Below are 23074 nucleotides of genomic sequence, written 5' to 3'. Positions count from 1 at the left end.
GGTCACCTCACGCACCGACGGTTTCACCGGCCGCTTCCTCAGCGGCCAGTTCTTCCTCGGAAATCCAGCCGGCCTTCTTGCGAGCGGTCAGCACCATCTGCTCGGCATCGGCGCGCGAGACGCCGTGATCGGCGAGCACACCGGGATAGACCTTGGTCTCGCCGTCCTTGCGTTCCTTCCAGCCGATCAGGTCGTCGGCGGCATAGCCGGCGAAGTCCTCGATCGTCTTCACGCCGTCCTCGCCGAGGGTCACCATCATGGCCGTGGTGATGCCGGGGATCTCGCGCAGCTCGTCCTCGACGCCGAGCGCCTTGCGCTTCTCGTCGTGCTCGGCCTCGATCTTCTCCAGATATTCGCGGGCGCGCGACTGGATTTCCGAAGCGGTGTCCTCGTCGAAGCCGTCGATCGAGGAGATTTCGCCAGAATCGACATAGGCGACTTCCTCGACGCTGGTGAAGCCTTCCGAGGCAAGCACCTGGCCGACCATCTCGTCGACATCGAGGGCTTCCATGAAGAGGGCCGAACGCTCGACGAATTCCTTCTGGCGGCGCTCGCTCTCTTCCTGCTCGGTCAGGATGTCGATGTCCCAGCCGGTGAGCTGCGAGGCAAGACGCACGTTCTGGCCGCGGCGGCCGATGGCCAGCGACAGCTGGTCGTCCGGCACGACCACCTCGATGCGCTCCGCATCCTCGTCGAGCACCACCTTGGCGACTTCCGCCGGCTGCAGCGCATTGACGATGAAGGAAGCGGCCGAAGGCGACCACGGAATGATATCGATCTTCTCGCCCTGCAATTCGCCGACCACCGCCTGGACGCGGCTGCCGCGCATGCCGACGCAGGCGCCGACCGGATCGATGGAGGAATCCCGCGAGATGACGGCGATCTTGGCGCGCGAGCCCGGATCGCGGGCGACCGACTTGATCTCGATGATGCCGTCGTAGATTTCCGGCACTTCCATGGTGAAGAGCTTGGCCATGAACTGCGGATGCGTGCGCGACAGGAAGATCTGCGGGCCGCGCTGCTCGCGGCGCACGTCGTAGACATAGGCGCGGACGCGGTCGCCATATTTGTAGTTCTCGCGCGGGATCAGCTCGTCGCGCCGGATGATCGCCTCGCCGCGGCCGAGGTCGACGATGACGTTGCCATATTCGACGCGTTTGACGGTGCCGTTGACGATCTCGCCAATACGGTCCTTGTACTCGTCATACTGACGATCGCGCTCGGCCTCGCGCACCTTCTGGACGATGACCTGCTTGGCCGACTGCGCGGCGATGCGGCCGAAATCCATCGGCGGCAGCTGTTCGGCGATGAAGTCGCCGAGCTGGGCGTCGGGATTGCGCTCGCGCGCCGTGGAAAGGGCGATCTGCGTCGCGTAATCCTCGACCTTCTCGACCACTTCCATCAGCCGCTGCAGCTTCATCTCGCCCGTATTGGGATTGATGTCGGCACGGATATTGGTTTCCTGCCCATAACGCGAACGCGCCGCTTTCTGGATCGCATCGGCCATCGCGGCGATGACGATCTGCTTATCGATCGACTTTTCACGCGCGACCGCATCGGCGATCTGCAGCAGTTCGAGCCTGTTGGCGCTTACAACCATTGTCTTTCTCCCGACTTCGCTCCGGGCATCGGCCCTGAAGCTCGATCAACTTTCCTGTTCGGTTTCGCTTTCTTCGCCGGCGACTGCATCTTCTTCCGCTTCGCCTCGGCGTTTTTTTGCTTCCTTGCGGGCCCTGTTGTCCTTCGACAGGGCCTCGCGAATAAGATCGTCGGTCAGCACCAGACGCGCCTCGGCAATCGCGTCATAGGGCACGCGCACCGTCGGCTTTTCGCCATAGGCCGCCTTGTCGCGCTCCAGCAAGATGCCGTCGGAGTCCGCCTCGGCGATCTTGCCTTTGAAGCGCTTGCGGTCGCCAATGAGGACCGACGTCTCCATCTTGACCAGATGGCCGGTCCAGGTGGTGAAATCCGATTTGCGCACCAGCGGCCGGTCGATGCCCGGCGACGAGACTTCGAGATGATACGCCTTTTCGATCGGATCTTCGACATCGAGCGCGGGCGAAACCGCGCGGCTGACCTCTTCGCAATCCTCGACGGTCATGGTGCCGTCGTCGCGCTCGGCCATGATTTGCAGCGTCAGCCCGTTCTGGCCGGTCAGTTGAACCCGCACGAGGCGGAAGCCGATGGCCTTCAGCACCGGCTGTATGATCAGCGCAATGCGCGCATCGATACCGCTTTCGCGGATGATACGGTCGTCGGCCTCGCTTGCCGCTGCGGTCATAAGTTTCCTGTCGCCTTGTCGCTCCGGCCGGCAGGTAACAAAAAAGAGCGGGACCGGGTGGACCCACTCTTCGTCATACCGACCAAGAATTTGAGGCTGATATAAACGATCCCGCCCGGCGTTTCAAGCCTGACCATGCATCGGACAAGCCCCGGGGGTAGCAGCGTTGCGTGCCGAGCGTGGCGGCTATGCGCCGGCGCCTCTGTAATCTTCGCCTGCCGGCACCCATCTATGTTGCAGTGCAGAAAGAAAGGTCGCGCGCACTGGCGCGCGAAGGTATTTGTCATGGACCGTGGATTGTTTTTTGTGATTGGCGATTTTCTTGGCACGTTCGGCAGCGCGGCTGCCGCATCGCGGGCCGTCGAGGCGAACCGCAAGCCGCGCCGCAGCGACCTGAAGAAACTCGGCATCGACCCGGCCGCTTTCGACAAGCTCGGCCGCTTTTAGGCCGCCCACGGAAGAAACGGACAATAGCTGAGTTCGAGCTTAAGCCTCGAGGCGCAGAATTCGTTGGCGGTCGCGGCTTCTTCGAGAGGCAGCCCTCGCCCCTACTTCTGGGCTTCTACGAGCGACGCAGCGATTGCAGCAATCGAACGGAACAAGACAAGCGGATCGTCCTTCGTCGGCAGAAATCCCCGTCTTTGCCAGAATTGCGCCGCCTCCCCGTCGATTGCATTGACCATGAGCGCACGTCCTCCAATCAGATCTGCAGCCTGAACGCAGCGCTGGAGCGCGTGCTTCAGCAAGCCAGTGCCGACACCGCGCCCAGCCCATTCTGTATCGGTCGCAAGCTGGCCAAGGAGAAGACAGGGCACCGGATCGGGCGGTTGCCCTGTGCGAATCGACCGGGGCAAGATCGACGGCACCACAGCCGTCGGCGCCAAGCTATAATATGCGACCACTCGGCCGGCCTCGTGGACAACGAGAACGGCCGTGAAGCCTTTCTCCTGATTGGAGAGCGCGCGCGTTTTCAGCCAGTGATCAAGTGTAGGTTTCCCGCAGGAAAACCCGGAAACGTCGTGAGCTGCGCCAAGCGGTTCGGGAGCCGATAAGGCCACGGCCTAGCGCTTTGCTGCGTAACCGGCTTCCCAGGGCGCGGGCCGCTTTGCCAATTCCACCATGTCGGGAACCGGAGCGACCGGGGCTGACAGAACCTCGATAAACTCCGCGAAGCCTTCCGGGCTCATGCGGATAAGGCGGCTGTCCATCAACACATCTTCGGCCGCGCGCACGGCAGCATCGCGCACGAAATCCGTGCGGGACCGGCCGCGGAGAGCGGCGGCACGATCAATGATCGCCACGTCCGCCTCCGGCAGGCGCATCGAGATCGGGTATTCCTTACGTTCCACGGTGGCGGCCATAATTATCTCCCTGCCGTTAATATGGCAGCATGTAGCGCGAATAATATGGCAGCATGTAGCTCGAACTGCAATACATGAATCATCCCAGGCCGGCCGCAAGCCGGGTTCTCTGCGACCGGGAAGACCACTTTGCAAGCGATCGCCCGCTGCTGAGCGGCTGGTTACCGGTTCCTGGGAAGTTAGTGCTCGGTCGGCCTACTTCCGGATAAAGGTCAGATAGGCGGGCCGCCTTCCCGCGCGAAGGGCCTTCGCCTCGTAGCGGGTGCCGGGCCAGCCCTCATAGGGCGTGTGCCAGTCGGCAGCCTCGTTTGCCTGCCAGGCGAAACCGCCAATTGCGCGGCAGGCGAGCAGCGTCCAGTTCACATAGCTGTCGATATCGGAGGCGAAGCGGAATCTCCCGCCCGGCTTCAGCACCCGGGCGAACCGGTCGAGATTGGCGGGGCTGACAAAGCGCCGCTTCCAGTGCTTCTTCTTCGGCCACGGATCGGGATAGAGCAGGTCGATGCCGTCGAGCGAGGCTGGCGGCAGCCAGTCGAGCAGACGCGTGGCGTCGTCGTCATAGACTTTCAGATTGGCGAGCGGGCGCTTGTCGAGCGCCGTCATCATCTTGGCCATGCCGTTGACGAAGGGCTCGACGCCGATGAAACCGGTCGCCGGAGCCTCCGTCGCGCGATGCAGAAGATGTTCGCCGCCGCCGAAGCCGATCTCGAGCCGACAGGCTGAAACGTCCGCCTTGAACAGCGTTCCAAGGTCCGCGGGTGCCTCCGCCGTCAGGTCGAGGCGATAGGCGCGCAAGCCACGTTCAAGCGCCTTGGCCTGCTGCGGACGAATGGTCTTGCCGTGCCGGCGGCCGAAAAATGCTTCGGTCGCGCGGCTTGGCCTGTCGGTTGGCTCCATGAACAGGTCTGGCGAAGCCGTCAGGCGGCAATCGCATCGGCAACCGCGTCCTTGAGCGCCTTGGCAAGGTCCGTCTTCTCCCAGGAGAAGGAACCGTCCCGGCCGGCCTTGCGGCCGAAATGGCCATAGGACGAGGTTTTCGCGTAGATCGGCTTGTTGAGGTCGAGATGACGGCGGATGCCGGAAGGCGAGAGGTCCATCACCTTGCGCAGCGCCTCCTCGAGCCTGGCCTCGTCGACCCTGCCGGTGCCGTGCAGGTCAACATACACCGACAGCGGCTGGGCGACGCCGATGGCGTAGGAAAGCTGGATGGTGCAGCGGTCGGCGAGCTTGGCCGCTACCACGTTCTTGGCGAGATAGCGCGCCGCATAAGCAGCCGAACGGTCGACCTTGGTGGTGTCCTTGCCGGAGAAGGCGCCGCCGCCATGGGGCGCAGCACCGCCATAGGTATCGACGATGATCTTGCGGCCGGTCAGGCCGGCATCGCCGTCTGGCCCGCCGATCACGAACTTGCCGGTCGGGTTGATGTACCAGTTGCAGTCGTCGGCAACCTTGAGTTCGCCAAGCGCCTCGCGGACGTATGGCTCGACGACATTGCGGACCTTCTTGGAATCCCAGCTCGAGTCGAGGTGCTGGGTGGAAAGCACGATCTGCGTCACTTCCGCCGCCTTGCCGTTGGCATAGCGCACGGTGACCTGGCTCTTGGCGTCCGGGCCGAGCTTGGCGGCCTCGCCGTTGCCTTCGTGGCGCGCGGCGGCAAGCAATTCGAGGATCTTGTGGCTGTAGTAGATTGGTGCCGGCATCAGGTCCGGCGTCTCGCGGCAGGCATAGCCGAACATGATGCCCTGGTCGCCCGCGCCTTCCTCGCCCTGGCGGTCGGCGGCATTGTCGACGCCCTGGCCAATGTCCGGCGACTGGCCGTGCAGCAGCACCTCGATCTTGGCCGTCCTCCAATGGAAGCCGGCTTGCTCGTAGCCGATCTCACGGATGGCCCTGCGGGCGACCGATTTGAACTTGGTCGGATTGACGACCGGGTGGCCCGCCGCATCCTTGAGGATGTTGCCTGCCTTGTCCTTCTTCAGCAGCGTCTCGGGAACCCTGACCTCGCCGGCGATGACGACGCGGTTGGTGGTGGCCAGCGTCTCGCAGGCAACGCGCACCTTCCACGGGTCCATGCCCGTCTTCCTGGCCTCGCGATAGACGAGATCGACGATCTCGTCGGAGATACGGTCACAGACTTTGTCGGGATGGCCTTCGGAGACGGATTCCGAGGTGAAGAGATAGTTCTGCCGCGTCACGGGTGTCCCCTCTTGAAAAGGATCGGCAAGGCTGCCGATTTTGGCGCGCCACGTGTTAGCGGTGCCGGGCGCCGCTCGTCAAGCGGCGCGACAGATCTGGCATGACTATCGGCACAATCAACTTGTGCCACCGGCGGCAGGGCACCGCCGGCGACATGAGCCTGGATTCACTCGGCGTCGTCCGGCGAAAGGGACTTCACAAGATCGATAATCCGGCGCCGCACCTTGACGTCGGGAATCTTGACGAAGGCACGATTGAGCTGAAGCCCTTCCGGGCTGCCGCAGAATTCGATCGCGAAAGTCATCGAGGCATCCTCGGCAAATCCCCGATTGCCGGTGACCGCCTCCTGACCGGGGGCGTCCTCGAAGAAGAAGGCGACAGGGACGCTCAGGATGGAGGCGATTGCCTGCAGGCGGCTGGCGCCGACCCTGTTGGTCCCCTTTTCGTACTTCTGTATCTGCTGAAACGTGATGCCGAGATTTTCACCCAGCTTTTCCTGGCTCATTCCAAGCATATTGCGACGCAGCCGAATACGACTGCCGACATGAATGTCGATCGGATTCGGCTTCTTCTTGTTCTCTTCTGTCATTTTTTCCTCGCCGAATTTTTCCGGCTTTTTCTATTTTTGCCGCCCAAACGAAACCGGAGCCACCTGCCCCAACAGACCCCTCCAACCGACTTCGAGAAAATTTTAGGCGTTACAGTATGAGTTTCTAATGTGCCGACTGTCAATTCACCCGTAGCCGCTGCCTTACATTCAATGTGAGGGCCGCGAGGGCAAACAGCAACATGATCAGCAATCCGTTAATTCGCCGCTGATCGGCGGTTAGCAGGGCGCGCCCGGAAACCGGCACATGGGCGTCGATGGCGCCGCGCGCATCGACCGCCAGGGCATCGACGATGCGCCCACGCGAATCGACAACGGCGGAGATGCCGTTGTTGGCCGCACGCAACAAAGGCACTCCATTCTCCACCGCACGAATCTGCGCCTGCCTGAAGTGCTGGTAGGGGCCTGGCGTGTCGCCAAACCAGGCGTCGTTGGTGACGTTCACAATAAGCTCGGATGACGCTGCTTCGATTGCAACGAGGTCAGGAAAGATGACCTCGTAACAGATGAACGGAACCGCGCGCAGGCCGTTCGGCACCGCGATCGGATGGCGTTCGTTGCCGGCGGCGAAATTCATCGGTCCGGCAACGAGCTGGCCTATGCCGAAACGCTCGAACAGGCCGGCAAAAGGCAGATATTCGCCGAACGGCACCAGATGCACCTTGTCGACAGCATCGACGATCTCGCCCTTGTCGTTGATCGCCACCACTGAGTTGTAATAACGGCTGCCGGCATTGCCTGCGCCACCCTCCTCGCGCACCACGCCGGCGATCAGCATCTGGCCGTCGCCCAGCATATCGCCCAAGGCCGTCAGCGCGTCCGGACGCTCCGTGAACAGGAACGGCACGGACGTTTCCGGCCACAGGATCAGTTGCGGCTTGGCATGGCCTTGCTCCGGTGCCTTCGCCGAAATCCCCATCAGCGTGGCGAAGATGCGGTCGCGCACCGAGGCATCCCATTTCTCGGTGAGGTCGACGGCGGGCTGAACGATGCGCACGTCGATCGAGCGGGTGGCCGGCGGGGCTGGGACGGCAAGCCTGAAATAGCCGAAGCCGACGTGAGCGGCAACGAGAGCGACGAACAAGGCCAAGCCCAGCCTGAGATGCCGGCGCGCCGCGACAAGCGCCGGCAGGGAAAAGACAAAAACGGCGAGCGCGTTCATGCCGATCATGCCCGTCACCGACACGCTTTGCATCAGGAGGGGCACCGGCATTGCGGCATAGCCGACGGCATTCCAGGGAAAGCCGGTGAACAGGAAATCGCGCAGCCATTCCGCAAGGCCGAAGCCGAAGGCAAGTGCGGCGATGCGGCCGATATCACTGCTCCAGCAAAGCCGCGCCACGAGCGTCGCGAAACCATAGAAGAAGGCGAGCCCAAAGGGGATGCCGACGACGGCGAAGGGCAGCGCCCAGGCGAAGCTGTCGGCCTCGACAAGAAGGGCCTGGCCGATCCACCAGAGGCCGGCGAGGAAATAGCCGAAGCCGAACCACCATCCGATGGCGAAAGCCGGGCGAAGGCGACGCAGCCAGCCGTCGGAGGCTTCACCGGTGGCGCCGTCGAGCAGCCAGACAAGCACCGGAAACGAGACGAAACAGACGGCGAAGAAATCGTAAGGCGCCTGGGCGAGAACCGCGAGCGCTCCCGCGACAAACGCTACCAGCGACCGCCGCCACCCCCACAGCAGAATTATCCGGCCGGCAAAGCGCTGCATTCAACTTTCCAAGTCGCGCGAATCAGGCAGCCAGAGATTTAACAGGCCGAGCCGGATGCTCCAAACACGAGTAAGCGCAACCAAATTCACGGTCGCGCTAACGGTGCCACCCTTCAATGCTGAGGCCGCTCAGTCGCTCGGCCTCCTCTTTGGGCACAATGCGCACGGTCTGTGTGGTCATCGATCGGCATGAGGCGAATATCAGGCCTGCTCGGTGCGCGCCGCGCGGCGGCGCTGCCGTTCGCCCTTCGGGCTCTGCACGATGCGCACCCGCTTGACGCGGCGCGGATCGGCGTCGAGCACGTGGAATTCGAAGCCCGGTATGGCCTGCACCACTTCGCCACGGGCCGGAACCCGGCCGAGCGTGTTGAAGATCATGCCGCCGATGGTGTCGACATATTCGCCGTGCTCGCCGGCGGCGAAATCCTCGCCGATCATCTTGGCGACTTCGTCGATCTCGGCCTTGCCGTCGACCACGAACACGCCCTCTCCGATCCGGGTGATCATCGGCTCGTCGTCGTCGTGCTCGTCCTCGATGTCGCCGACCACCATCTCGACGATGTCTTCGAGCGAGGCGAGGCCGTCGGTGCCGCCATATTCGTCGATGACCAGCGCCATCTGGGTCCGCGTCGTCTGCATGCGTCCCATCAGGTCGGAAGCAAGCATCGATGGCGGCACGAACAGCACCGGACGGATCAGGTCGAGATCGCCGATGGTGCGGGCGAGATCGACCTGGGCCAGATCGAGGATGGTCGGCGCCTGGGTCTTCCTGTTCGCCCGGCCCTTCTTGACGCGGGCGACCTTGGTAATGTGGGCAAGAACGTCGCGTATGTGGACCATGCCGCGCGGATCGTCGAGCGTTTCGGAATAGACCGGCATGCGGGAATGACCGGACTGTTCGAAGAGGCCAAGCAGATCGCCAAGCGAGGTGGTGATCTCGACCGCCTCGATATCGGCACGCGGCACCATGACGTCCTCGACGCGCACTTCGCGCAGCCGCAGGATGTTGTTGAGCATCGCACGTTCGCCGGGCGAGAAGGATTCGGCATCGGTGGCCGTCTCGGCCAGCGCGTCGGCGATCTCCTCGCGCAGGTTGGTGCCGTTGCGGTGCCTGAACAGGCCTAGCACGCGATCGAAGAGAGAAGGACCGGCATGCGGAGGCTCGGCGGCCACGCTGCCGGTCGGAATACTCGGACTGGAGCCCTCTTCCGATTTTTCGGAAGGCTTGGCCGCACTGCCGGCGTCCGGACGGGCGGCAGTTTCTGGTTTATCGTTCATCGCCATCAGGTCAATTGGTCTTTTTTGTTACGCGTAGGGATCGGGAATGGCAAGCCTCGCAAGCGCCGCGCGCTCGATCGCTTCCATCTCCTCGGCCTCGGCGTCGGTCTCGTGATCATGGCCCAGAAGATGCAGCAGGCCATGGATGACGAGATGGGTGATATGGTTCGCTAGCGGCTTGTCTTCCAGTGCGGCCTCACGCCCAACGGTCTCGGAAGCAAGCACGATGTCGCCCAACATCGGCGGCAACTCGGCGCCTTTCGGAACGGAAAAAGCCGGGAAAGACAGTACGTTGGTCGGCTTCTCCTTGCCGCGCCATTCGGCGTTGAGAGTGCGGATATGGGCGTCGTCGGAAAAAACGACGCTGAGCTCCGAAGCGCCGCTCGCGCCGGTTTCGGCAAAGGCGGCAGCGACGGCCTGATCGACCAGGTGCGCCAGCTCGGCCTCAGGGGGCCAGTCGCCGGCCTCGACGAAAATATCGATGTCGACCGGCGTCTTGCCGCTGGATCCCGGATTTTCAGCCATGGGGCTTGGATCAGCTCTCGGCGCCGAGGCCCCTGGCGAACTTGCCGTCCCGGTCATAGGCCTTGACGATCTCGGCAACCAGCGGATGGCGCACGACATCGCCCTCGTTGAAGCGGACCGTGACTATGCCCGGCACGCCGTCGAGGATGCGCAGCGCCTCGACCAGGCCCGACTTGGTGTTGGGCGGCAGGTCGATCTGGGTCGGATCGCCGGTGACGATCATGCGCGAGTTCTCGCCGAGACGGGTGAGGAACATCTTCATCTGCATCGGCGTGGTGTTCTGCGCCTCGTCGAGGATCACCGCGGCATGCGCCAGCGTGCGGCCGCGCATGAAGGCTAAAGGCGCGATCTCGATGACCTCGGCGGCGATCGCCCGCTCGACCTTGTCGGCCGGCATCATGTCGTATAGCGCGTCGTAGAGGGGCCGCAGATAGGGGTCGACCTTCTCCTTCATGTCGCCGGGCAGGAAGCCGAGCCGCTCGCCGGCTTCGACCGCCGGGCGCGACAGCACGATGCGCTCGACCATGCCGCGCTCGAGCAGCATCGCCGCATGCGCCACCGCCAGATAGGTCTTGCCGGTGCCGGCCGGGCCGATGCCGAAGACCATTTCGGAGCGCTCCAGCGCGCGCATATAGGCGTCCTGGTTGAGCGAGCGGGCATAGATCGTGCGCTTGCGCGTGGCGATCTGGGCGGCCGAAACCTTGCCCTTGCGCTCCATGGTGGGCAGCGTCAGCTGGTCGTCGGCGGCGATCGCCATGCGCACGGCGCCGTCGACGTCGGACTGGCCGATATCGACGCCCTTCTGCAGAATGCCGTAGAGCGTGTCGAGCGCGCGGCGCGCCTGCTCGGCGGCCGAAGCTGTGCCCTTGATCGCAAGCTGGTTACCGCGCGAACGGATATCGACGCCGAGCTTCTGCTCGAGACGGGCCAGATTCTCGTCGAACTGGCCGTATAGGGCGCTGGCAAGCTTGTTGTTGTCGAAGGTCAGTACGATGTGCGCCATGTCGGAGGCCCCGGATGCCTGGTTCTGGGGCGGATTCTTCAGTTCAGCAGCGCTCAACCGTCTCTCCTCATCTGCCGAGGCTTGTGGCTATGCATGTCGTTGTCCCGAAACCGCGAGCACTTTTTGGGCGACATGCATCAGGCCAACTCGGCGAACAGGCTGTTGGGACCTGTCTTCGTGATTCGTACGTCGATAATGTCACCGATTCCGCCGGCCTTGTCGTCAACAATAACAGGCTGCAGCCAGGGCGAGCGGCCGACGATCTGACCGGCATGGCGGCCGGGCTTCTCGATCAGCGTGCTGACGGTGCTGCCGACCAGGCTGGCGATGAATGCCTTCTGCTGCTCGTTGACCAGCGCCTGCAGGCGCTGCAGCCGCTCGTCCTTCACGGCTTCCGACACATGGCCGTCCATCTCGGCGCCCGGCGTGCCGGGACGCGGCGAATATTTGAACGTGAAGGCCGAAACGTAATTCACCTCGCGCACCAGTTCGAGCGTTGCCTCGAAATCCGCTTCCGTCTCGCCGGGGAAGCCGACGATGAAGTCGCCGGACATGGCGATATCGCCGCGGGCGGCGCGGATGCGATCGATGAGGGCCAGATAATCGCGTGCCGTATGCCTGCGGTTCATCGCCTTCAGTATCCGGTCGGAGCCAGACTGCACTGGTAAATGCAGATAGGGCATCAAGGCCGGCAGGTCACGGTGCGCGGCGATCAATTCATCATCCATGTCGCGCGGATGGCTGGTGGTGTAGCGCAGCCGCGCCAGGCCGGGAATTTTCGCCAGGCGGAAGAGCAGGCGGCCGAGGCCCCATTCCTCGCCGTTTTCGCCCTCGCCGTGCCAGGCGTTGACGTTCTGACCGAGCAGCGTCACCTCGCGCACGCCAGCCTCGGCGAGGCGCTCGGCCTCGGCGACGATCTGGGCCACCGGCCGCGAGACTTCGGAGCCGCGCGTATAGGGCACGACGCAGAAGGTGCAGAACTTGTCGCAGCCCTCCTGAACGGTAAGGAAAGCGGTGACGCCGCGCTTTGCCAGCTCGGCGCGCTTCGGCTGCGGCAGATGCTCGAATTTGTCCTCAATGGCGTAGTCGGTCTCGACGATCTTCTCGCCGCCGCGCACCCTCGCCAGCACGTCGGGCAGCCGGTGATAGGTCTGCGGGCCGATGACGAGATCGACGGCCGGCGCACGGCGTATGATTTCCGCCCCTTCGGCCTGCGCCACGCAGCCGGCGACGCCGATCAGCAGCTCACGGCCGGCTTCGGCGCGCTCGGCCTTCATGTCGCGGATGCGGCCAAGCTCCGAATAGACCTTTTCGGCCGCCTTCTCGCGGATGTGGCAGGTGTTGAGCAGCACCAGATCGGCGTCTTCGACGGCGTCGGTGGCGACATAGCCGTCGGCCGCCAGCGCATCGGTCATACGCTGGGAATCGTAGACATTCATTTGGCAGCCATAAGTCTTGACGAAGACCTTTTTCGCCGCCCCGGCATGCACCGGCTCGCGCTCAGGCGCGGTGCCGATGTCGTGGCTTTCAATCGTGTTCAATTCCATCGGGCGGCTTCTAACGCCTTTCCGCGACAAAAAACAGCCGATTCCGGCAGGCTACGGCGCCGCGCGTCGATTTTTCAAGCTATGCGCTGACGACTGGGACGCGGCTCGGCGAGCGCAGCCTGCATCATCTCGCGCACTCTCGCTTCCATCAATCTTGCCGTTTCCTTGCGGTTAGAACCCTTGGAGAAGGGCACCGGATCACCGAAATGCACTTCGGCATCGAGCGAGCCCTCGGCAAGCAAACCCTTCAAATGCGGTATCAGATCCTGGTCGCCGATCCAGGCGGCGATCGGCCGGTGGCGGCGGCCCATCGGCACGCCGTGCAGGCGCGTATAGGCGATCGCCACCGGCTGGATAAACACTTGGTCCGCCGCCCCTTCCGAAATCGCCATCGAGGCGGCACCGAACAAGGTGCTCTTGAACGGCAGCACCAGATTGCCGTCCCCGGTCGAACCCTCGGCGAACAGAACCATCGCATCGCCCTTGGCCATGCGTCTGGCGATCTCGCTCGCCTGGTCGCCGGAGGTGCGTTTGCGGTCGCGCTCGATAAAGACGGTGCGCTGCAGCTTGGACAGCATGCCGATCATCGGCCAGCCTTCCATGTCGGCCCTGGCGATGAACTTCACATCGACAAAGGAGCCGAGCACCATGATGTCGGTCCAGGAGATGTGGTTGGCAGCGATGAGCAAGGGGCGCTCTTTCGAGAGCGCGCCTTTGACGTGCACGCGCATGCCGAGCGCCTTGAGGATCATGCTGTGCCAGATCTTGAGGAGGACTGTCTCCGGCCAAAGCCTCGTCTTCATCGACAGGAGCTGCAGCGGCGCCAGCACCAGCGTGCCGGCGGCGACGAGGCCGAACGCCAGGAAAATCCGCAATTTCTTGACCATTCGCTCCGGCCCTATCCCACAGTCTGGCTAGCGAAGATCGCGGCGCATGACAAGCGCGCCGGTCGGGCCGTGCTCGGTCGACCGGTAGTAGTTCGGACGCTGGCCGACCTGACGGAAGCCGAGCCGGCGATAGAGCGCGATGGCCGGCGTATTGGTCTCGTCGACCTCGAGGAACAGCGCCTCGGCGCGCTGCGCATGCAATTCGCGCAGCACCGCATCGATCAATTGCCAGCCAAGCCCCTGGCGCCGATGGGCGCGAGCCACCGCGACCGTAAGGATCTCGCCCTCGCCTGCCGCGAGCCGCGCCAGCACGAAACCGACCGGCGGCTTCGCACCCTGCCCGGTCTCGCGCGCGGCGTAACCGAACACGGTGTCCTGTTCGAGCAGTGCCGCGAACTCGCCATCGGTCCAGGGGCGAACGAAATCCTCGCGATGCAGCACCGCAACGGCGGCGCTGTCGGCCACCGTCAGCGGCTCCAGCGCATAATCCCTGCGGCGCGGCTGAAAGAAAGGGATGCGCATCAGGATTTTTTTCCCTTTGGTGCATGATCTTCTCCAGAACCCGGCTTCCCGGATTCATGGTTCCGCCTTGGCAGAATGAAACCGGCCTGCGGCTTGGCGTCGGCGCCGCGCAGATAGAGCGGCTTCGGCTTTGCGCCTGGCCCTTTCGCGGCGGCCAGTCGGGCATAGGTCGCGATGTCGGCTGTGGCTACGGCCGGCCCGGTGTCGAAGTCCGGCCCGGCCGCTGCCGCAATCAGCGGCGCGGCGGTGCCGGTGAGGACCGCTTTCGCATCGACTGCCATTCCGGTCGCTTGGGAAAGCGTGGCCACCGTTGGTCCGTAAGTCAGAACTAACGCTTCATCGAAAAGTGCCGCATGGAGTTCCTCGCGGCCGGCGTCGAGCGCCGCCAGCACGGCACGGCCGGGAAAGGCATTCGCGGCTTCCGCCGCCAACGCTTCCAGCGTCGTCACGCCGATAGCCGGGATCTTCAGCGCCAGGGCCAAGCCACGCGCGGTCGAGACGCCGACGCGCAGGCCGGTGAAGGAACCGGGGCCGATCGAGACGGCTACAGCGTCCAAGCCTTGATAGCCGATCCCGCTGGCCTTCAATGCCGCCTCGATGACGGCCATCAGATGCTCGGCATGCCCTTTGCCGAGGTCGAGCACCTGGCGGCCGAGCTCGATGCCAGCGTCAGCGTCGTGTACGCAGGCGGCGCAGAGATTGGCGGCGCAGTCGATGGCGAGCAGCTTCATAGGGCCGGTTAACCAACTGGATCGAAACACATTCCCTGTGCCCGGCATGGCCCGCCGCCGCAAGGGCCACGCCGCATAAATGTTATGCGGCTTGGCTTTAGCACGACATCAGGAAGCTGGCCTTGACAGCGATCAGCCCGCAGCCGCGATGCGCAGCACGTGGTTGTCCCAGACATAATCGGGTTCGGCGCGCGTCCCGCCCGCACCGCCGACGATCTCGCCAGCGCCGGTCGTTGCCATGAAGTCGGCGCCGTCCGGCGCGAGACCGCAAACTTCGACCAGCGACTTCGTCGCGACAACGCGTCCGCTGGCGGCATCGATGACGGCCAGCGAATTACCCTCCGGCGAGGTCACGGCGACGGTGCCGGCATCGGGATTGGCGGCAACCGAGCCGATATAGTTGCGGAAGCCCGACAGCACGTCCTGCGGCATTTCCAAAAGCTCGAGCTCCTTGCCGCGCGCGGCGCGGCCGACCAGCGCCGGCCGGTCGATCGCCGGCCCGCGATACTGACAGCCGAACCAGACGGTGCCGGTCCGGTCGCGGTCCATGTGACGGATCGACAGCTGATGCAGCGCCGGCGGCAATTCGTGCTTTTCGATCAGGTCGCCAGTGATGCGGTCGACCAGCGCGTAGGACGGCTTCATCGTTGCGATGTTGAGCTCGGCGCGGCCGAAATCCGGATGCGTTTCGATGCCGCCATTGGCGATGGCGAGCGCCCTGCCGTCGCCGAGCAGCAGCAGTTCGTGCGGACCCATGCCGTAGGTCGGGAACTCGCCGACGCGGCTGAACTTCGCCCGCGCGTCATAGACGCCGACGACGCCGGCGGCGTTGTCGAAATCATTTTCCGTTGCATAGAGCAGCGCGCCGTCGGGCGAGAACACGCCGTGACCGAAGAAGTGCCGGCCGGCAATGCTGGCGATGATCAAAGGCTTCTCGCGGCCGGTGTGGTCGAAGACCATCGCGAAGGTGCCGGGCTGGCGGGCGAAGACGACCGAGCGTTTCGACACCGGATCGAACGCGACGTCGTGGCCACGGTCGGGCAGATCGAGCGTGTGCAGGATCTTGCCGGCCTCGGAGAGCACGGCGGCGCCGAAGCTGCCGTCGCGCCTGACGAAGGCCGTGGCGAAGACGGCGTCCGTTGCAAACGTCTCCGCCCAGGCGCGCGGCGCCATCGCGGCGGCGAAGCCGGCGCCGGCGGCACGCAGAAAGTCGCGGCGATCGATGAGCGGCGTCGTCACGGCGTCAATCACCATCCAGCGACGAAAAGCCGGCGGTCAGGCCAAACTCGGCGGTCATCCTGGTGCCGATCAGGGTCGAGAGGCTGGAGGTGATCAGCGCGAGATGCTCGAGCTTGTCGCGTAGCGCCGGATCGGCGAGCGCCTTGTCGATCGGGCCGCTAACAGACTTCGCCGTCGCCACGCCGTTGGTCAGCTGGATGTGGATGGATTCGGCCATCCACCGCGCATCGGCGGGCAGCGCATCGCCAAGCTTCGAGGCCTGAAACAGCTTGTCGATGCCGGACAGATTTCCGGCCAGCGAATTCAGCGTGTTCTGCGAGCGCCAGTAGATCGCCTGCTTCGGCTTGTCAGCATCGGGCTTCGCGCCAAGAAAACCCTTGAGCCGCACGTCGCGGATCATTTCCAGCTCATTGATAAAAACGCCGACCAGTTCCGTGACCGCTTCGGTGCCATCACGATAGAGCGGGTTCTTCGGCCCCGGATTGGCCCAGAGCGAGGCAAAACCATCGGGCTTGCTCCATGCTTCGCGGACCTCGCCGGCGATCGCCTGGATGTTGCTGGCCACCGCCGCCCCGTAGGCGCAGCGATAGGGATCGTCCTTACTGGCAAGCGTTTCGGCACCATCGCCGAATAGCACATATTCCAACGCACCGAGGCCCTGCATGGCAACGCTCTTTCGCGCGAGTTGCGCCGGATCGTCGGCGGATGGATCCTTGGCAACGAGGGTCGACTGCACCTGCCTCAATCCGATGCTCTTGCGGTCCGGCCAGTACAGCATGCGCTCCAGCCGGTTGTTTTCCTTGATGGGCCCGAAGGCGATGATCTCGGCCACCGACCAGGCTTCGACTGTGGCGGAAAACTCGGTACGCGCCGCGTCGAGATTTTGCTGGGACGGCGCATTGCAGAGCTGGCGCATCGCCTGGGTCAGGGTCCCGGCATGATCGTCGAGGCTGGCGTAGACCGGGCGGACGAAGCCGTCGATCGCGCGGCCGATAAGATCGGAAGCTTTGACCGCGGCCTGGGTCGGCAAGGCCGCGGCCAGCAAGAAAGGAAGGGCAAGCGCGGCGGCACGTCGGTTAAACATCAGAGCGACTCCAGGAATTTGATCAGCGCATCGCGGTCGGCCGCAGCTGCGCCGGCAAAGCGGTCGCGCGCCTTCTGGCCCTCGCCGCCATGCCACAGGATCGCCTCTTCGAGCGTCCGCGCGCGGCCGTCATGCAGATAGAAGCTGTTGCCATTGACCGTGGCGGTCAGGCCGATGCCCCAGAGCGGCGGCGTGCGCCATGCGCTGCCGCTCGCTTCCCCCACGCGCTGCCCGTCGGCGAGACCCTCGCCCATGTCGTGCAGCAGGAAATCGGAATAGGGCCAGATCAGTTGGAAGGCTTGCGCCTTGTTGGGCGTGCCGCGCATGGTGACGAATTTCGGCGTGTGGCAGGAAATGCAGCCCATCTCGTAGAACTGCTTCTTGCCGGAAAGAACCTCCGGCTTGTCGAGGTCGCGCCGCGCCGGCACAGCGAGGTTCTGCGAATAGAAGGTGACGAGGTCCATGACCGGGGGCGGCGCTTCCGCCGCGCCCAGGCGCTCTTGGACGCCATTCGGCAGGGTAAGGCACGCCTTCTCAGCCTCGGTGCAATCGCCCCAATGCTTCGGCACTTCAGGCGTCGAGATGCCGATATCGCCGGCAAAGGCATCGGCGGCCTGCTGCCGGATCGATGCGGCCTGCGCTTTCCAGCCGAAGCGGCCCAAAGTTATCGCGCCGCTCAACTCCTCGCGAACTATGTTCGGCCGGCCGGAGATGCCGTCGCTGTCGCGGTCATGCGGATCGGCAAGGGCAAGGATGTCGGCCGGGGCGATCTCCTCGATCAGTCCGAGCCCGATCATTGGCGGCGTCAGGCGCGGCGACAACGTCGTGCGCGGGTCGAGCGGGCCATAGCCCAGATTCTCGACCGAGTAGCGGGGCTTGCGCAGCAAAACGACGGCACCGTCGCCCAGCGTGACCTTCTCTTCCGAATAGTCGATGCGCATGTGGCCTTCACCCTTGAGGCCGGGAACGGCCAGATCCTGCAATTGCGAGCCATAGACAGGATCGGGGAAATTCGGCAGCTTGTGGTCGGCAAGTTCGGCTCTCTCCTCGGCATTGCTTGCATCGCGCGCCAGCCGCAAGAACATCGAGGTCGAGCCTGTGCCGCTTCCCGGCGGACGGCCGCGACCATCCTTCAGATGGCAGTTCTGGCATGCGCGTTCGTTGAACAGCGGCCCGAGCCCGTCGGACGCTTGGGTCGATGACGGCGACGACACCCAGTTCTTGCGAAACAGCGCATTGCCGAGCTTGAAGGTCCCTTCCTCCTCAAAGGTGATGTTGGCGGAAGGCTGCGAGAAGGCGTCGCGGTTGACGTCCTTCCTCGACGTGCCGGCGCCGCCCTGCATCAGCTCGAACGGTTCGGGCTTTGTAAAGTCGGTCGTAGGCTTGGTGACCGCCAACACCCGCGCCTGATCCTCCGGCGTCAGATCTGTGCGGCTCGTCGGCAGACCCGCCGGCTCGCCCGCCATGGCGGGAGCAGAAAGCGTGATTGCCAGCAGGAGCGTGGCACCGCGCCAGATCCGGTATCGCGGGTTCCTCGGGAGCAGCAGGCCGGCTATCTCGGCCCGCCATGAGCGGCGCGAAAAATCTATCGGGCGCCGCATTCCCGCATGTCCTTACTCCGCCTCGTTGGCCGAGTCGGCGTTGAGCTGGCCGTACTTTTCCTCGCCGATCGAGGCGAGCAGGTCGAGCTGACTCTCCAGGAAGTCGATGTGGCCTTCCTCGTCCGTCAGCAGATCCTCGAACAGTTTCATCGACACGTAGTCGCCCGCATCCTGGCAAATCTCGCGCGAGCGCTTGTAGGAGGTGCGCGCGTCATATTCGCCGGCGAGATCGGATTCGAGCACTTCCTTCACATTCTGGCCGATACGCAACGGCGCGACCGACTGCAGGTTCGGATGGCCTTCGAGGAAGATGATGCGGGCAACCAGCCGGTCGGCGTGATGCATTTCTTCGATCGATTCCGCCCGCTCCTTCTTTGCCAGCTTGGTGTAGCCCCAGTCTTCGAGCAGACGATAATGGACCCAGTACTGATTGACGGCACCAAGCTCCAGAAACAGGGCTTCGTTAAGCCGCTCGATGACCTGCGGTTCGCCTTTCATGGGTTCTGCTCCCGAATTGGCCGCGCAGTCCTCTGACGCGGTCCAGGTGTGAAACGATATCCGCGCCGCTCCCCTCTGAACGGGCGTGGTAGTTCTCGGTGACCCGAATGATCGTTTCCACCACATTTGGAAAGCAGCCGCAACAGCGGCCGCGCTTGCGCATGGCATGATAGACCTTGGCCGGCACGATAAGCTGCCAGGGATCTTCATCCAGCAGACCGATGATCGTCTGCTCGATCTCCTTCTCGGTGATGATGTTGCAATGGCAGATCAGCATTCACTTGCTCTGGCTAGCGGCGCTGTTCCGGCGCCGTTTGGCTTGTTTCTCAATTGAGCATGATCTTGTCCAAAAACCGGCTTCCACTTTTTGGGATCATGCTCGGGTGCTACTTGAACACCTTGTCCGGAGCATCAAGGCTGTCGGAGCCCTCGAAGGCGATGGCATTGAGCTTGAGCGAGCCGACCGCGCGTTCGATCGACTTGGTCTGGTCGATCAGCGCGTCGATCGCCGCCTGCACAGTGGCGTTGCCTTCCGCATTGCCTTCGGCGATCTGCTGGTCATAGGCCTCGCCGGCCAGCGCCCGCGCCTTGATCGCTTCCATCTTGGCGACCGAAGTATCGAGCTTGTCCGACAGTTCCTTGTCGATCGCAGAATCGGCCACCTTCACCATGTCCGACACCGACGGGCCGGAAACCACGGTGCCGTCGAGGCGCGTATAGTTGGCGTGATAGGCGGCGCGGATGCCGATCGCATCATAGAGATGCGAGTTGTAGGTGTTGTCGGAGAAGCAGTCCTGCTCCTCCTCCGGGTCGTGCAGCAAAAGGCCGAGCTTCATGCGCTCGCCGGCCAGCTCGCCATAGGAGAGCGAGCCCATGCCGGTGAGGATGGTGGAGATGCCGGCATTCGGCTCGCCATCGACGAGGGTCTTGCGGGCGGCGCCGTCTTCCTTCCAGTTGTTGACCATCTCCTGCAGGTCGGTGACCAGAAGGTCGCTTGCCGACTTCAGATATTCCGCGCGGCGGTCGCAATTGCCGCCAGTGCAGTTCTTGAGATCGTAGTCGGTGTACGGGCGCTCGCCGGCGCCTGGACCGGTCCCGTGCAGGTCCTGGCCCCAAAGCAGGAATTCGATGGCGTGATAGCCGGTCGCGACATTGGCCTCGACGCCGCCGGCTTCCTGCAGCGTGCCCGAGAGGAATTCCGGCGTCAGCTTCGAGGCGTCGACCTTCTTGCCGTTGATCTCGATCTCCTTGCTCGCAATGACGTTCGCCGTATAGAGCGAGTTCTCGTCCGACTCGGTGCCGTAGCTCTTGGCGACATAGTCGATCAGGCCTTCGTCCAGCGGCCAGGAATTCACCTTGCCTTCCCAGTCGTCGACGATCTTGTTGCCGAAGCGGTAGACCTCGGTCTGCTGGTAAGGCACGCGCGCCGCCTTCCAGGCATCGCGGGCAGCGTTGAGCGTCTCTGCCGAGGGCTTGGCGAGAAGCGCGTCGACGGCCTTGTCGAGCGCCTCAGCCGTGATCAGCGAATCCTCGTATTTGGCGAGCGCGATGTCGGCATAGGTCTTGATCACCGCCTTCGCATCGGTTTCGGCCTTCGCCGGCAGCACGAACACGGCCGCCGTCAGCGCCGCGGTGGCGCCGATCGCGGCAAGCCTGGTGCCCCAACGTAGCGCAATAGTTCGCGGCGTGATTATCGCTTTCATCAATCCCATCTCCTCAAAAATTCAATGACATAGGCATGCGGCCGCCGGCGCGCGGCGCCAGCGCAAGCACGAATGACCGGAAAGGCAAAGTTGCCGCGCAATGGCGCGGCCAATCAGCAAAAGACACCGAAATGCCTCCAATCGAAAGGGTTCAAGGCCCAGACATCAAAGGAATGCGCCAGCGGCGCAGCCCTCCATAAAGCGGCGGAGCGGCTGGAAGTCAACTGGCGGTACAGAGAAAATTCAATTGAAACAACAGTTTAGAATTATTCTAAACTGGAATTATCAACTTTAAGGCGGCGCATGCGGCGGACATCCGGATTGACAGGCGGCCATCCTGGGTGCGACCCGGACCACGGCTCTTGCGGCGGCGGCAGACAATCGCCACTTGGCGGAAGATCCTAGATTTGAAGGCAAAAAGGGCTGCGATGAAGAACGGGGTGGTCATTGTCGGTGCGGGTCATGCGGGCGTGCAGGCGGCCGCTAGCCTGCGTGAGGAAGGCTATGACGGGCCGGTCATCCTGATCGGCGACGAGAACGAGCCGCCCTATCACAAGCCGCCGCTGTCCAAGACCTTCATCAAGGATGCCGACGCCAAGCCGCAGCCTTTGCGCGGCGAGGCCTTCTATTCCGGCAATGCCATCGACTACCGGCCGGGCGTTTGGATCGACAGGATCGATGGTGGCGAGCGCAGGCTGGACGTTTCCGGCGGCGGCACAATTGCCTTCGACCGGCTGGTGCTGGCCACCGGCTCGCGGCCGCGCCTCCTCAAGCTCGATGGCGCGGAGCTCGCCGGCGTGGTGTCGCTGCGCTCGCTGGCCGATGCGCGGCTGATCCGCGAGTTGAGCGCGCAGAGCGAAGAGGTCGTCATCCTCGGCGGCGGCTTCATCGGCCTCGAAATCGCAGCGACGCTGAGGGCCGCCGGCCGCAGGGTCACCGTCGTCGAGGCGCTCGACAGGCTTCTCGGCCGCGCCGTGGCGCCGGCAATCGCGGCGCATGTGCGCCAGCGCCTGGAGGCGATGGGCGTGCGCCTGCTCACCGGCACCACGGTTGCCCGTCTGGAAGGCGAAGGCGGCCGCGTTTCGGCCGCGATCACGTCAAGCGGCGAGCGCCTGCCGGCGCAACTGGTGATCATCGGCATCGGCGTGGTGCCCAATGTCGAGCTGGCCGAAGCCGCCGGCATCGCGATCGCCAACGGCATCCGCGTCGACCAGCATATGCAGAGCTCGATCCCGGAAATCCTCGCCGTCGGCGATGCCGCCTCCTACCGGCACTGGTTCACCGGCGGCGACGTGCGGCTGGAATCGGTGCAGAACGCCACCGACCAGGCGCGGCTTGCCGCGCGCACCATCGTCGGCCATGCCGAACCCTTCGCGGCCGTGCCTTGGTTCTGGTCGGATATCGGCGACATGAAGTTGCAGATGGTCGGCCTGACGCAAGGCGGCGACAGCCATGTCGTGCTGGGCGAGCCGGCCGAGAACAGGTTCTCGATCTACCACTATGCCGGCAACCGGCTGCTGGGCATCGAATCCGTCAACCGCCCGGCCGACCACATGCTCGGCCGCAAGATGCTCGGCGCCGGCTTCTCGCCCGCGCCTCACACCGTGGCAGCCGGGCCGGATGCGCTGAAGGCGGCGCTTGCGGCCTTCAGCCAGGACGAGCCGGCAAGGGCCAGCGCGTAGAGATTGCCAATTTTTGCCATCAGCCTTACATTGGTTGAATGAGCACGATGAATATCTCACTGCCCGACAGCTTGAAGCATTTTGTCGATCAGCAGGTGACGGAGCGCGGCTACGGCACGAGCAGCGAATATGTGCGTGAATTGATTCGCCACGATCAGGATCGTCAGCGTTTGCGCGGTCTGCTTCTTGAAGGCGCTTCGTCCGCGCCAGGCGCTCCTGTCGGTGACGACTATTTCGCGGCGCTGCGCAAGCGAGCGCTGGGCCAATAATTGGTTGCCGTAAAGGCAATTATTCCTCGTGCCCTTGCCTTGCGGGATATCGAAGACACTGTCGATTATTATGCACGCGAAGCTGGTTCGCACGTGGCGCTAGCCTATGTCGAGGATCTTCAAACTGCCTACAAAGTGATAGCCAACCATCCTGCATCGGGCTCGCTGAGATATAGCTATGCGATTGGACTACCCGGTCTGCGCAGTGTGCAATTGAAGCGCTATCCGTACCTGATTTTCTATGTCGAACAGGCCGATCATATCGATGTGTGGCGGGTCCTGCACGCCAAAATGGATATTCCAGCCTGGTTACAGAATCCGAACTCCTGACGGCGAGTTGCCGCACCGG

The 23074-nt window shown here is 63.7% G+C and carries 26 protein-coding genes; 5 read left to right on the top strand and 21 right to left on the bottom strand.

Features of this window, described 5'->3' with window-relative positions; genetic code table 11:
- Nucleotides 1-7: 7 nt before the first annotated feature.
- Nucleotides 8-1600, bottom strand: a complete 1593-nt coding sequence (nusA, locus tag P9230_RS08760) for a transcription termination factor NusA (protein ID WP_066996346.1) — start codon at nt 1598-1600, stop codon at nt 8-10.
- A gap of 45 nt (nt 1601-1645) precedes the next feature.
- Nucleotides 1646-2281 carry a ribosome maturation factor RimP gene (gene rimP / locus P9230_RS08755; RefSeq protein WP_278118489.1) on the bottom strand — a complete coding sequence of 212 codons (636 nt, stop codon included), beginning with the start codon at nt 2279-2281 and terminating at the stop codon, nt 1646-1648.
- A 234-nt stretch (nt 2282-2515) separates the two neighbouring features.
- Between rimP and P9230_RS08750 the strand changes: the two genes are divergently transcribed.
- A complete protein-coding gene (locus tag P9230_RS08750) occupies nt 2516-2728 on the top strand; it encodes a hypothetical protein (protein WP_141245549.1) in 213 nt (70 codons plus the stop codon).
- Nucleotides 2729-2829: 101 nt separating this feature from the next.
- On the opposite strand, the gene P9230_RS08745 is transcribed toward P9230_RS08750, so the two are convergent.
- The 19 genes from P9230_RS08745 to P9230_RS08655 form a co-directional block, all read right to left on the bottom strand.
- Complete coding sequence (locus P9230_RS08745; RefSeq protein ID WP_278118487.1) at nt 2830-3339, bottom strand: GNAT family N-acetyltransferase; 510 nt, start codon at nt 3337-3339, stop codon at nt 2830-2832.
- Nucleotides 3340-3342: 3 nt separating this feature from the next.
- Entirely contained in the window at nt 3343-3642 is a 300-nt protein-coding gene (locus P9230_RS08740) for a DUF1778 domain-containing protein (RefSeq protein ID WP_067324525.1), read from the bottom strand.
- A 195-nt stretch (nt 3643-3837) separates the two neighbouring features.
- The gene (locus P9230_RS08735; protein ID WP_278118484.1) at nt 3838-4539 is read right to left on the bottom strand and encodes a tRNA (guanosine(46)-N(7))-methyltransferase TrmB; all 702 of its coding nucleotides are present in this window, start codon (nt 4537-4539) and stop codon (nt 3838-3840) included.
- A 20-nt stretch (nt 4540-4559) separates the two neighbouring features.
- Complete coding sequence (gene metK / locus P9230_RS08730; protein WP_095799322.1) at nt 4560-5837, bottom strand: methionine adenosyltransferase; 1278 nt, start codon at nt 5835-5837, stop codon at nt 4560-4562.
- A 167-nt stretch (nt 5838-6004) separates the two neighbouring features.
- Nucleotides 6005-6427 carry a helix-turn-helix transcriptional regulator gene (locus P9230_RS08725; RefSeq protein ID WP_095777507.1) on the bottom strand — a complete coding sequence of 141 codons (423 nt, stop codon included), beginning with the start codon at nt 6425-6427 and terminating at the stop codon, nt 6005-6007.
- A 139-nt stretch (nt 6428-6566) separates the two neighbouring features.
- Complete coding sequence (gene lnt / locus P9230_RS08720) at nt 6567-8156, bottom strand: apolipoprotein N-acyltransferase (RefSeq protein ID WP_278118483.1); 1590 nt, start codon at nt 8154-8156, stop codon at nt 6567-6569.
- 201 nt (nt 8157-8357) lie between these two features.
- Nucleotides 8358-9434 (bottom strand): hemolysin family protein, encoded by a 1077-nt coding sequence (locus P9230_RS08715; RefSeq protein WP_067324766.1) that lies wholly within the window; start codon nt 9432-9434, stop codon nt 8358-8360.
- A 27-nt stretch (nt 9435-9461) separates the two neighbouring features.
- Nucleotides 9462-9959, bottom strand: coding sequence for an rRNA maturation RNase YbeY (ybeY, locus tag P9230_RS08710; protein ID WP_278118480.1), 498 nt, complete (start codon nt 9957-9959; stop codon nt 9462-9464).
- 10 nt (nt 9960-9969) lie between these two features.
- Nucleotides 9970-10962 (bottom strand): PhoH family protein, encoded by a 993-nt coding sequence (locus tag P9230_RS08705; protein ID WP_245299624.1) that lies wholly within the window; start codon nt 10960-10962, stop codon nt 9970-9972.
- Between the two features lie 137 nt (nt 10963-11099).
- Nucleotides 11100-12509, bottom strand: a complete 1410-nt coding sequence (gene miaB / locus P9230_RS08700; RefSeq protein ID WP_278118478.1) for a tRNA (N6-isopentenyl adenosine(37)-C2)-methylthiotransferase MiaB — start codon at nt 12507-12509, stop codon at nt 11100-11102.
- Between the two features lie 74 nt (nt 12510-12583).
- The gene (locus P9230_RS08695) at nt 12584-13396 is read right to left on the bottom strand and encodes a lysophospholipid acyltransferase family protein (protein WP_095799321.1); all 813 of its coding nucleotides are present in this window, start codon (nt 13394-13396) and stop codon (nt 12584-12586) included.
- A 27-nt stretch (nt 13397-13423) separates the two neighbouring features.
- Nucleotides 13424-13918, bottom strand: coding sequence for a ribosomal protein S18-alanine N-acetyltransferase (gene rimI, locus P9230_RS08690; RefSeq protein ID WP_095777510.1), 495 nt, complete (start codon nt 13916-13918; stop codon nt 13424-13426).
- The gene (gene tsaB / locus P9230_RS08685) at nt 13918-14649 is read right to left on the bottom strand and encodes a tRNA (adenosine(37)-N6)-threonylcarbamoyltransferase complex dimerization subunit type 1 TsaB (protein ID WP_095799319.1); all 732 of its coding nucleotides are present in this window, start codon (nt 14647-14649) and stop codon (nt 13918-13920) included. The genes rimI and tsaB overlap by 1 nt, the downstream gene beginning before the upstream one ends.
- A gap of 132 nt (nt 14650-14781) precedes the next feature.
- Nucleotides 14782-15888 carry a DUF1513 domain-containing protein gene (locus P9230_RS08680; RefSeq protein ID WP_278118474.1) on the bottom strand — a complete coding sequence of 369 codons (1107 nt, stop codon included), beginning with the start codon at nt 15886-15888 and terminating at the stop codon, nt 14782-14784.
- Between the two features lie 4 nt (nt 15889-15892).
- Nucleotides 15893-16972 (bottom strand): imelysin family protein, encoded by a 1080-nt coding sequence (locus P9230_RS08675; RefSeq protein ID WP_278118471.1) that lies wholly within the window; start codon nt 16970-16972, stop codon nt 15893-15895.
- The gene (locus P9230_RS08670) at nt 16972-18573 is read right to left on the bottom strand and encodes a di-heme oxidoredictase family protein (RefSeq protein ID WP_127239959.1); all 1602 of its coding nucleotides are present in this window, start codon (nt 18571-18573) and stop codon (nt 16972-16974) included. The genes P9230_RS08675 and P9230_RS08670 overlap by 1 nt, the downstream gene beginning before the upstream one ends.
- Before the next feature lie 12 nt (nt 18574-18585).
- Entirely contained in the window at nt 18586-19071 is a 486-nt protein-coding gene (gene bfr / locus P9230_RS08665; protein WP_067324504.1) for a bacterioferritin, read from the bottom strand.
- Nucleotides 19037-19348, bottom strand: a complete 312-nt coding sequence (locus P9230_RS08660) for a (2Fe-2S)-binding protein (RefSeq protein ID WP_066996295.1) — start codon at nt 19346-19348, stop codon at nt 19037-19039. Before P9230_RS08660 ends, bfr begins: the two co-directional genes overlap by 35 nt.
- Nucleotides 19349-19457: 109 nt before the next feature.
- Nucleotides 19458-20774: an imelysin family protein gene (locus P9230_RS08655; protein WP_278118469.1), complete on the bottom strand. Its 1317-nt coding sequence runs from the start codon at nt 20772-20774 to the stop codon at nt 19458-19460.
- Nucleotides 20775-20846: 72 nt separating this feature from the next.
- On the opposite strand from P9230_RS08655, the gene P9230_RS08650 reads away from it, so the two are divergent.
- The 4 genes from P9230_RS08650 to P9230_RS08635 all read left to right on the top strand — a co-directional run bounded on the left by P9230_RS08650 (nt 20847) and on the right by P9230_RS08635 (nt 23055).
- Nucleotides 20847-21038, top strand: a complete 192-nt coding sequence (locus P9230_RS08650; RefSeq protein WP_127214990.1) for a hypothetical protein — start codon at nt 20847-20849, stop codon at nt 21036-21038.
- Nucleotides 21039-21202: 164 nt separating this feature from the next.
- A complete protein-coding gene (locus P9230_RS08645) occupies nt 21203-22456 on the top strand; it encodes an FAD-dependent oxidoreductase (RefSeq protein ID WP_067324500.1) in 1254 nt (417 codons plus the stop codon).
- A gap of 38 nt (nt 22457-22494) precedes the next feature.
- Nucleotides 22495-22725 (top strand): type II toxin-antitoxin system ParD family antitoxin, encoded by a 231-nt coding sequence (locus tag P9230_RS08640; RefSeq protein ID WP_067324498.1) that lies wholly within the window; start codon nt 22495-22497, stop codon nt 22723-22725.
- Nucleotides 22726-23055, top strand: coding sequence for a type II toxin-antitoxin system RelE/ParE family toxin (locus P9230_RS08635; protein WP_067324496.1), 330 nt, complete (start codon nt 22726-22728; stop codon nt 23053-23055).
- Nucleotides 23056-23074: the final 19 nt, after the last annotated feature.

It is taken from the genome of Mesorhizobium sp. WSM4887, from assembly GCF_029625865.1.
In the GTDB taxonomy this organism is placed as follows: domain Bacteria; phylum Pseudomonadota; class Alphaproteobacteria; order Rhizobiales; family Rhizobiaceae; genus Mesorhizobium.
The sequence above is the reverse complement of the archived record's forward strand: the minus strand, read 5'-3'. Positions and strand labels throughout refer to the sequence as shown.

What these genes read in the sequence shown, in the direction of transcription:
- P9230_RS08735 (WP_278118484.1), bottom strand. Translation starts at nt 4,539, where the DNA reads ATGGAGCCAACCGACAGGCCAAGCCGCGCGACCGAAGCATTTTTCGGC.
- bfr (WP_067324504.1), bottom strand. Translation starts at nt 19,071, where the DNA reads ATGAAAGGCGAACCGCAGGTCATCGAGCGGCTTAACGAAGCCCTGTTT.
- P9230_RS08675 (WP_278118471.1), bottom strand. Translation starts at nt 16,972, where the DNA reads ATGTTTAACCGACGTGCCGCCGCGCTTGCCCTTCCTTTCTTGCTGGCC.
- lnt (WP_278118483.1), bottom strand. Translation starts at nt 8,156, where the DNA reads ATGCAGCGCTTTGCCGGCCGGATAATTCTGCTGTGGGGGTGGCGGCGG.
- rimI (WP_095777510.1), bottom strand. Translation starts at nt 13,918, where the DNA reads ATGCGCATCCCTTTCTTTCAGCCGCGCCGCAGGGATTATGCGCTGGAG.
- P9230_RS08650 (WP_127214990.1), top strand. Translation starts at nt 20,847, where the DNA reads ATGACCGGAAAGGCAAAGTTGCCGCGCAATGGCGCGGCCAATCAGCAA.
- P9230_RS08705 (WP_245299624.1), bottom strand. Translation starts at nt 10,962, where the DNA reads ATGGCGCACATCGTACTGACCTTCGACAACAACAAGCTTGCCAGCGCC.
- rimP (WP_278118489.1), bottom strand. Translation starts at nt 2,281, where the DNA reads ATGACCGCAGCGGCAAGCGAGGCCGACGACCGTATCATCCGCGAAAGC.
- P9230_RS08725 (WP_095777507.1), bottom strand. Translation starts at nt 6,427, where the DNA reads ATGACAGAAGAGAACAAGAAGAAGCCGAATCCGATCGACATTCATGTC.
- P9230_RS08670 (WP_127239959.1), bottom strand. Translation starts at nt 18,573, where the DNA reads ATGCGGCGCCCGATAGATTTTTCGCGCCGCTCATGGCGGGCCGAGATA.
- P9230_RS08695 (WP_095799321.1), bottom strand. Translation starts at nt 13,396, where the DNA reads ATGGTCAAGAAATTGCGGATTTTCCTGGCGTTCGGCCTCGTCGCCGCC.
- P9230_RS08715 (WP_067324766.1), bottom strand. Translation starts at nt 9,434, where the DNA reads ATGAACGATAAACCAGAAACTGCCGCCCGTCCGGACGCCGGCAGTGCG.
- P9230_RS08655 (WP_278118469.1), bottom strand. Translation starts at nt 20,774, where the DNA reads ATGAAAGCGATAATCACGCCGCGAACTATTGCGCTACGTTGGGGCACC.
- P9230_RS08640 (WP_067324498.1), top strand. Translation starts at nt 22,495, where the DNA reads ATGAGCACGATGAATATCTCACTGCCCGACAGCTTGAAGCATTTTGTC.
- miaB (WP_278118478.1), bottom strand. Translation starts at nt 12,509, where the DNA reads ATGGAATTGAACACGATTGAAAGCCACGACATCGGCACCGCGCCTGAG.
- P9230_RS08740 (WP_067324525.1), bottom strand. Translation starts at nt 3,642, where the DNA reads ATGGCCGCCACCGTGGAACGTAAGGAATACCCGATCTCGATGCGCCTG.
- P9230_RS08645 (WP_067324500.1), top strand. Translation starts at nt 21,203, where the DNA reads ATGAAGAACGGGGTGGTCATTGTCGGTGCGGGTCATGCGGGCGTGCAG.
- ybeY (WP_278118480.1), bottom strand. Translation starts at nt 9,959, where the DNA reads ATGGCTGAAAATCCGGGATCCAGCGGCAAGACGCCGGTCGACATCGAT.
- nusA (WP_066996346.1), bottom strand. Translation starts at nt 1,600, where the DNA reads ATGGTTGTAAGCGCCAACAGGCTCGAACTGCTGCAGATCGCCGATGCG.
- P9230_RS08660 (WP_066996295.1), bottom strand. Translation starts at nt 19,348, where the DNA reads ATGCTGATCTGCCATTGCAACATCATCACCGAGAAGGAGATCGAGCAG.
- tsaB (WP_095799319.1), bottom strand. Translation starts at nt 14,649, where the DNA reads ATGAAGCTGCTCGCCATCGACTGCGCCGCCAATCTCTGCGCCGCCTGC.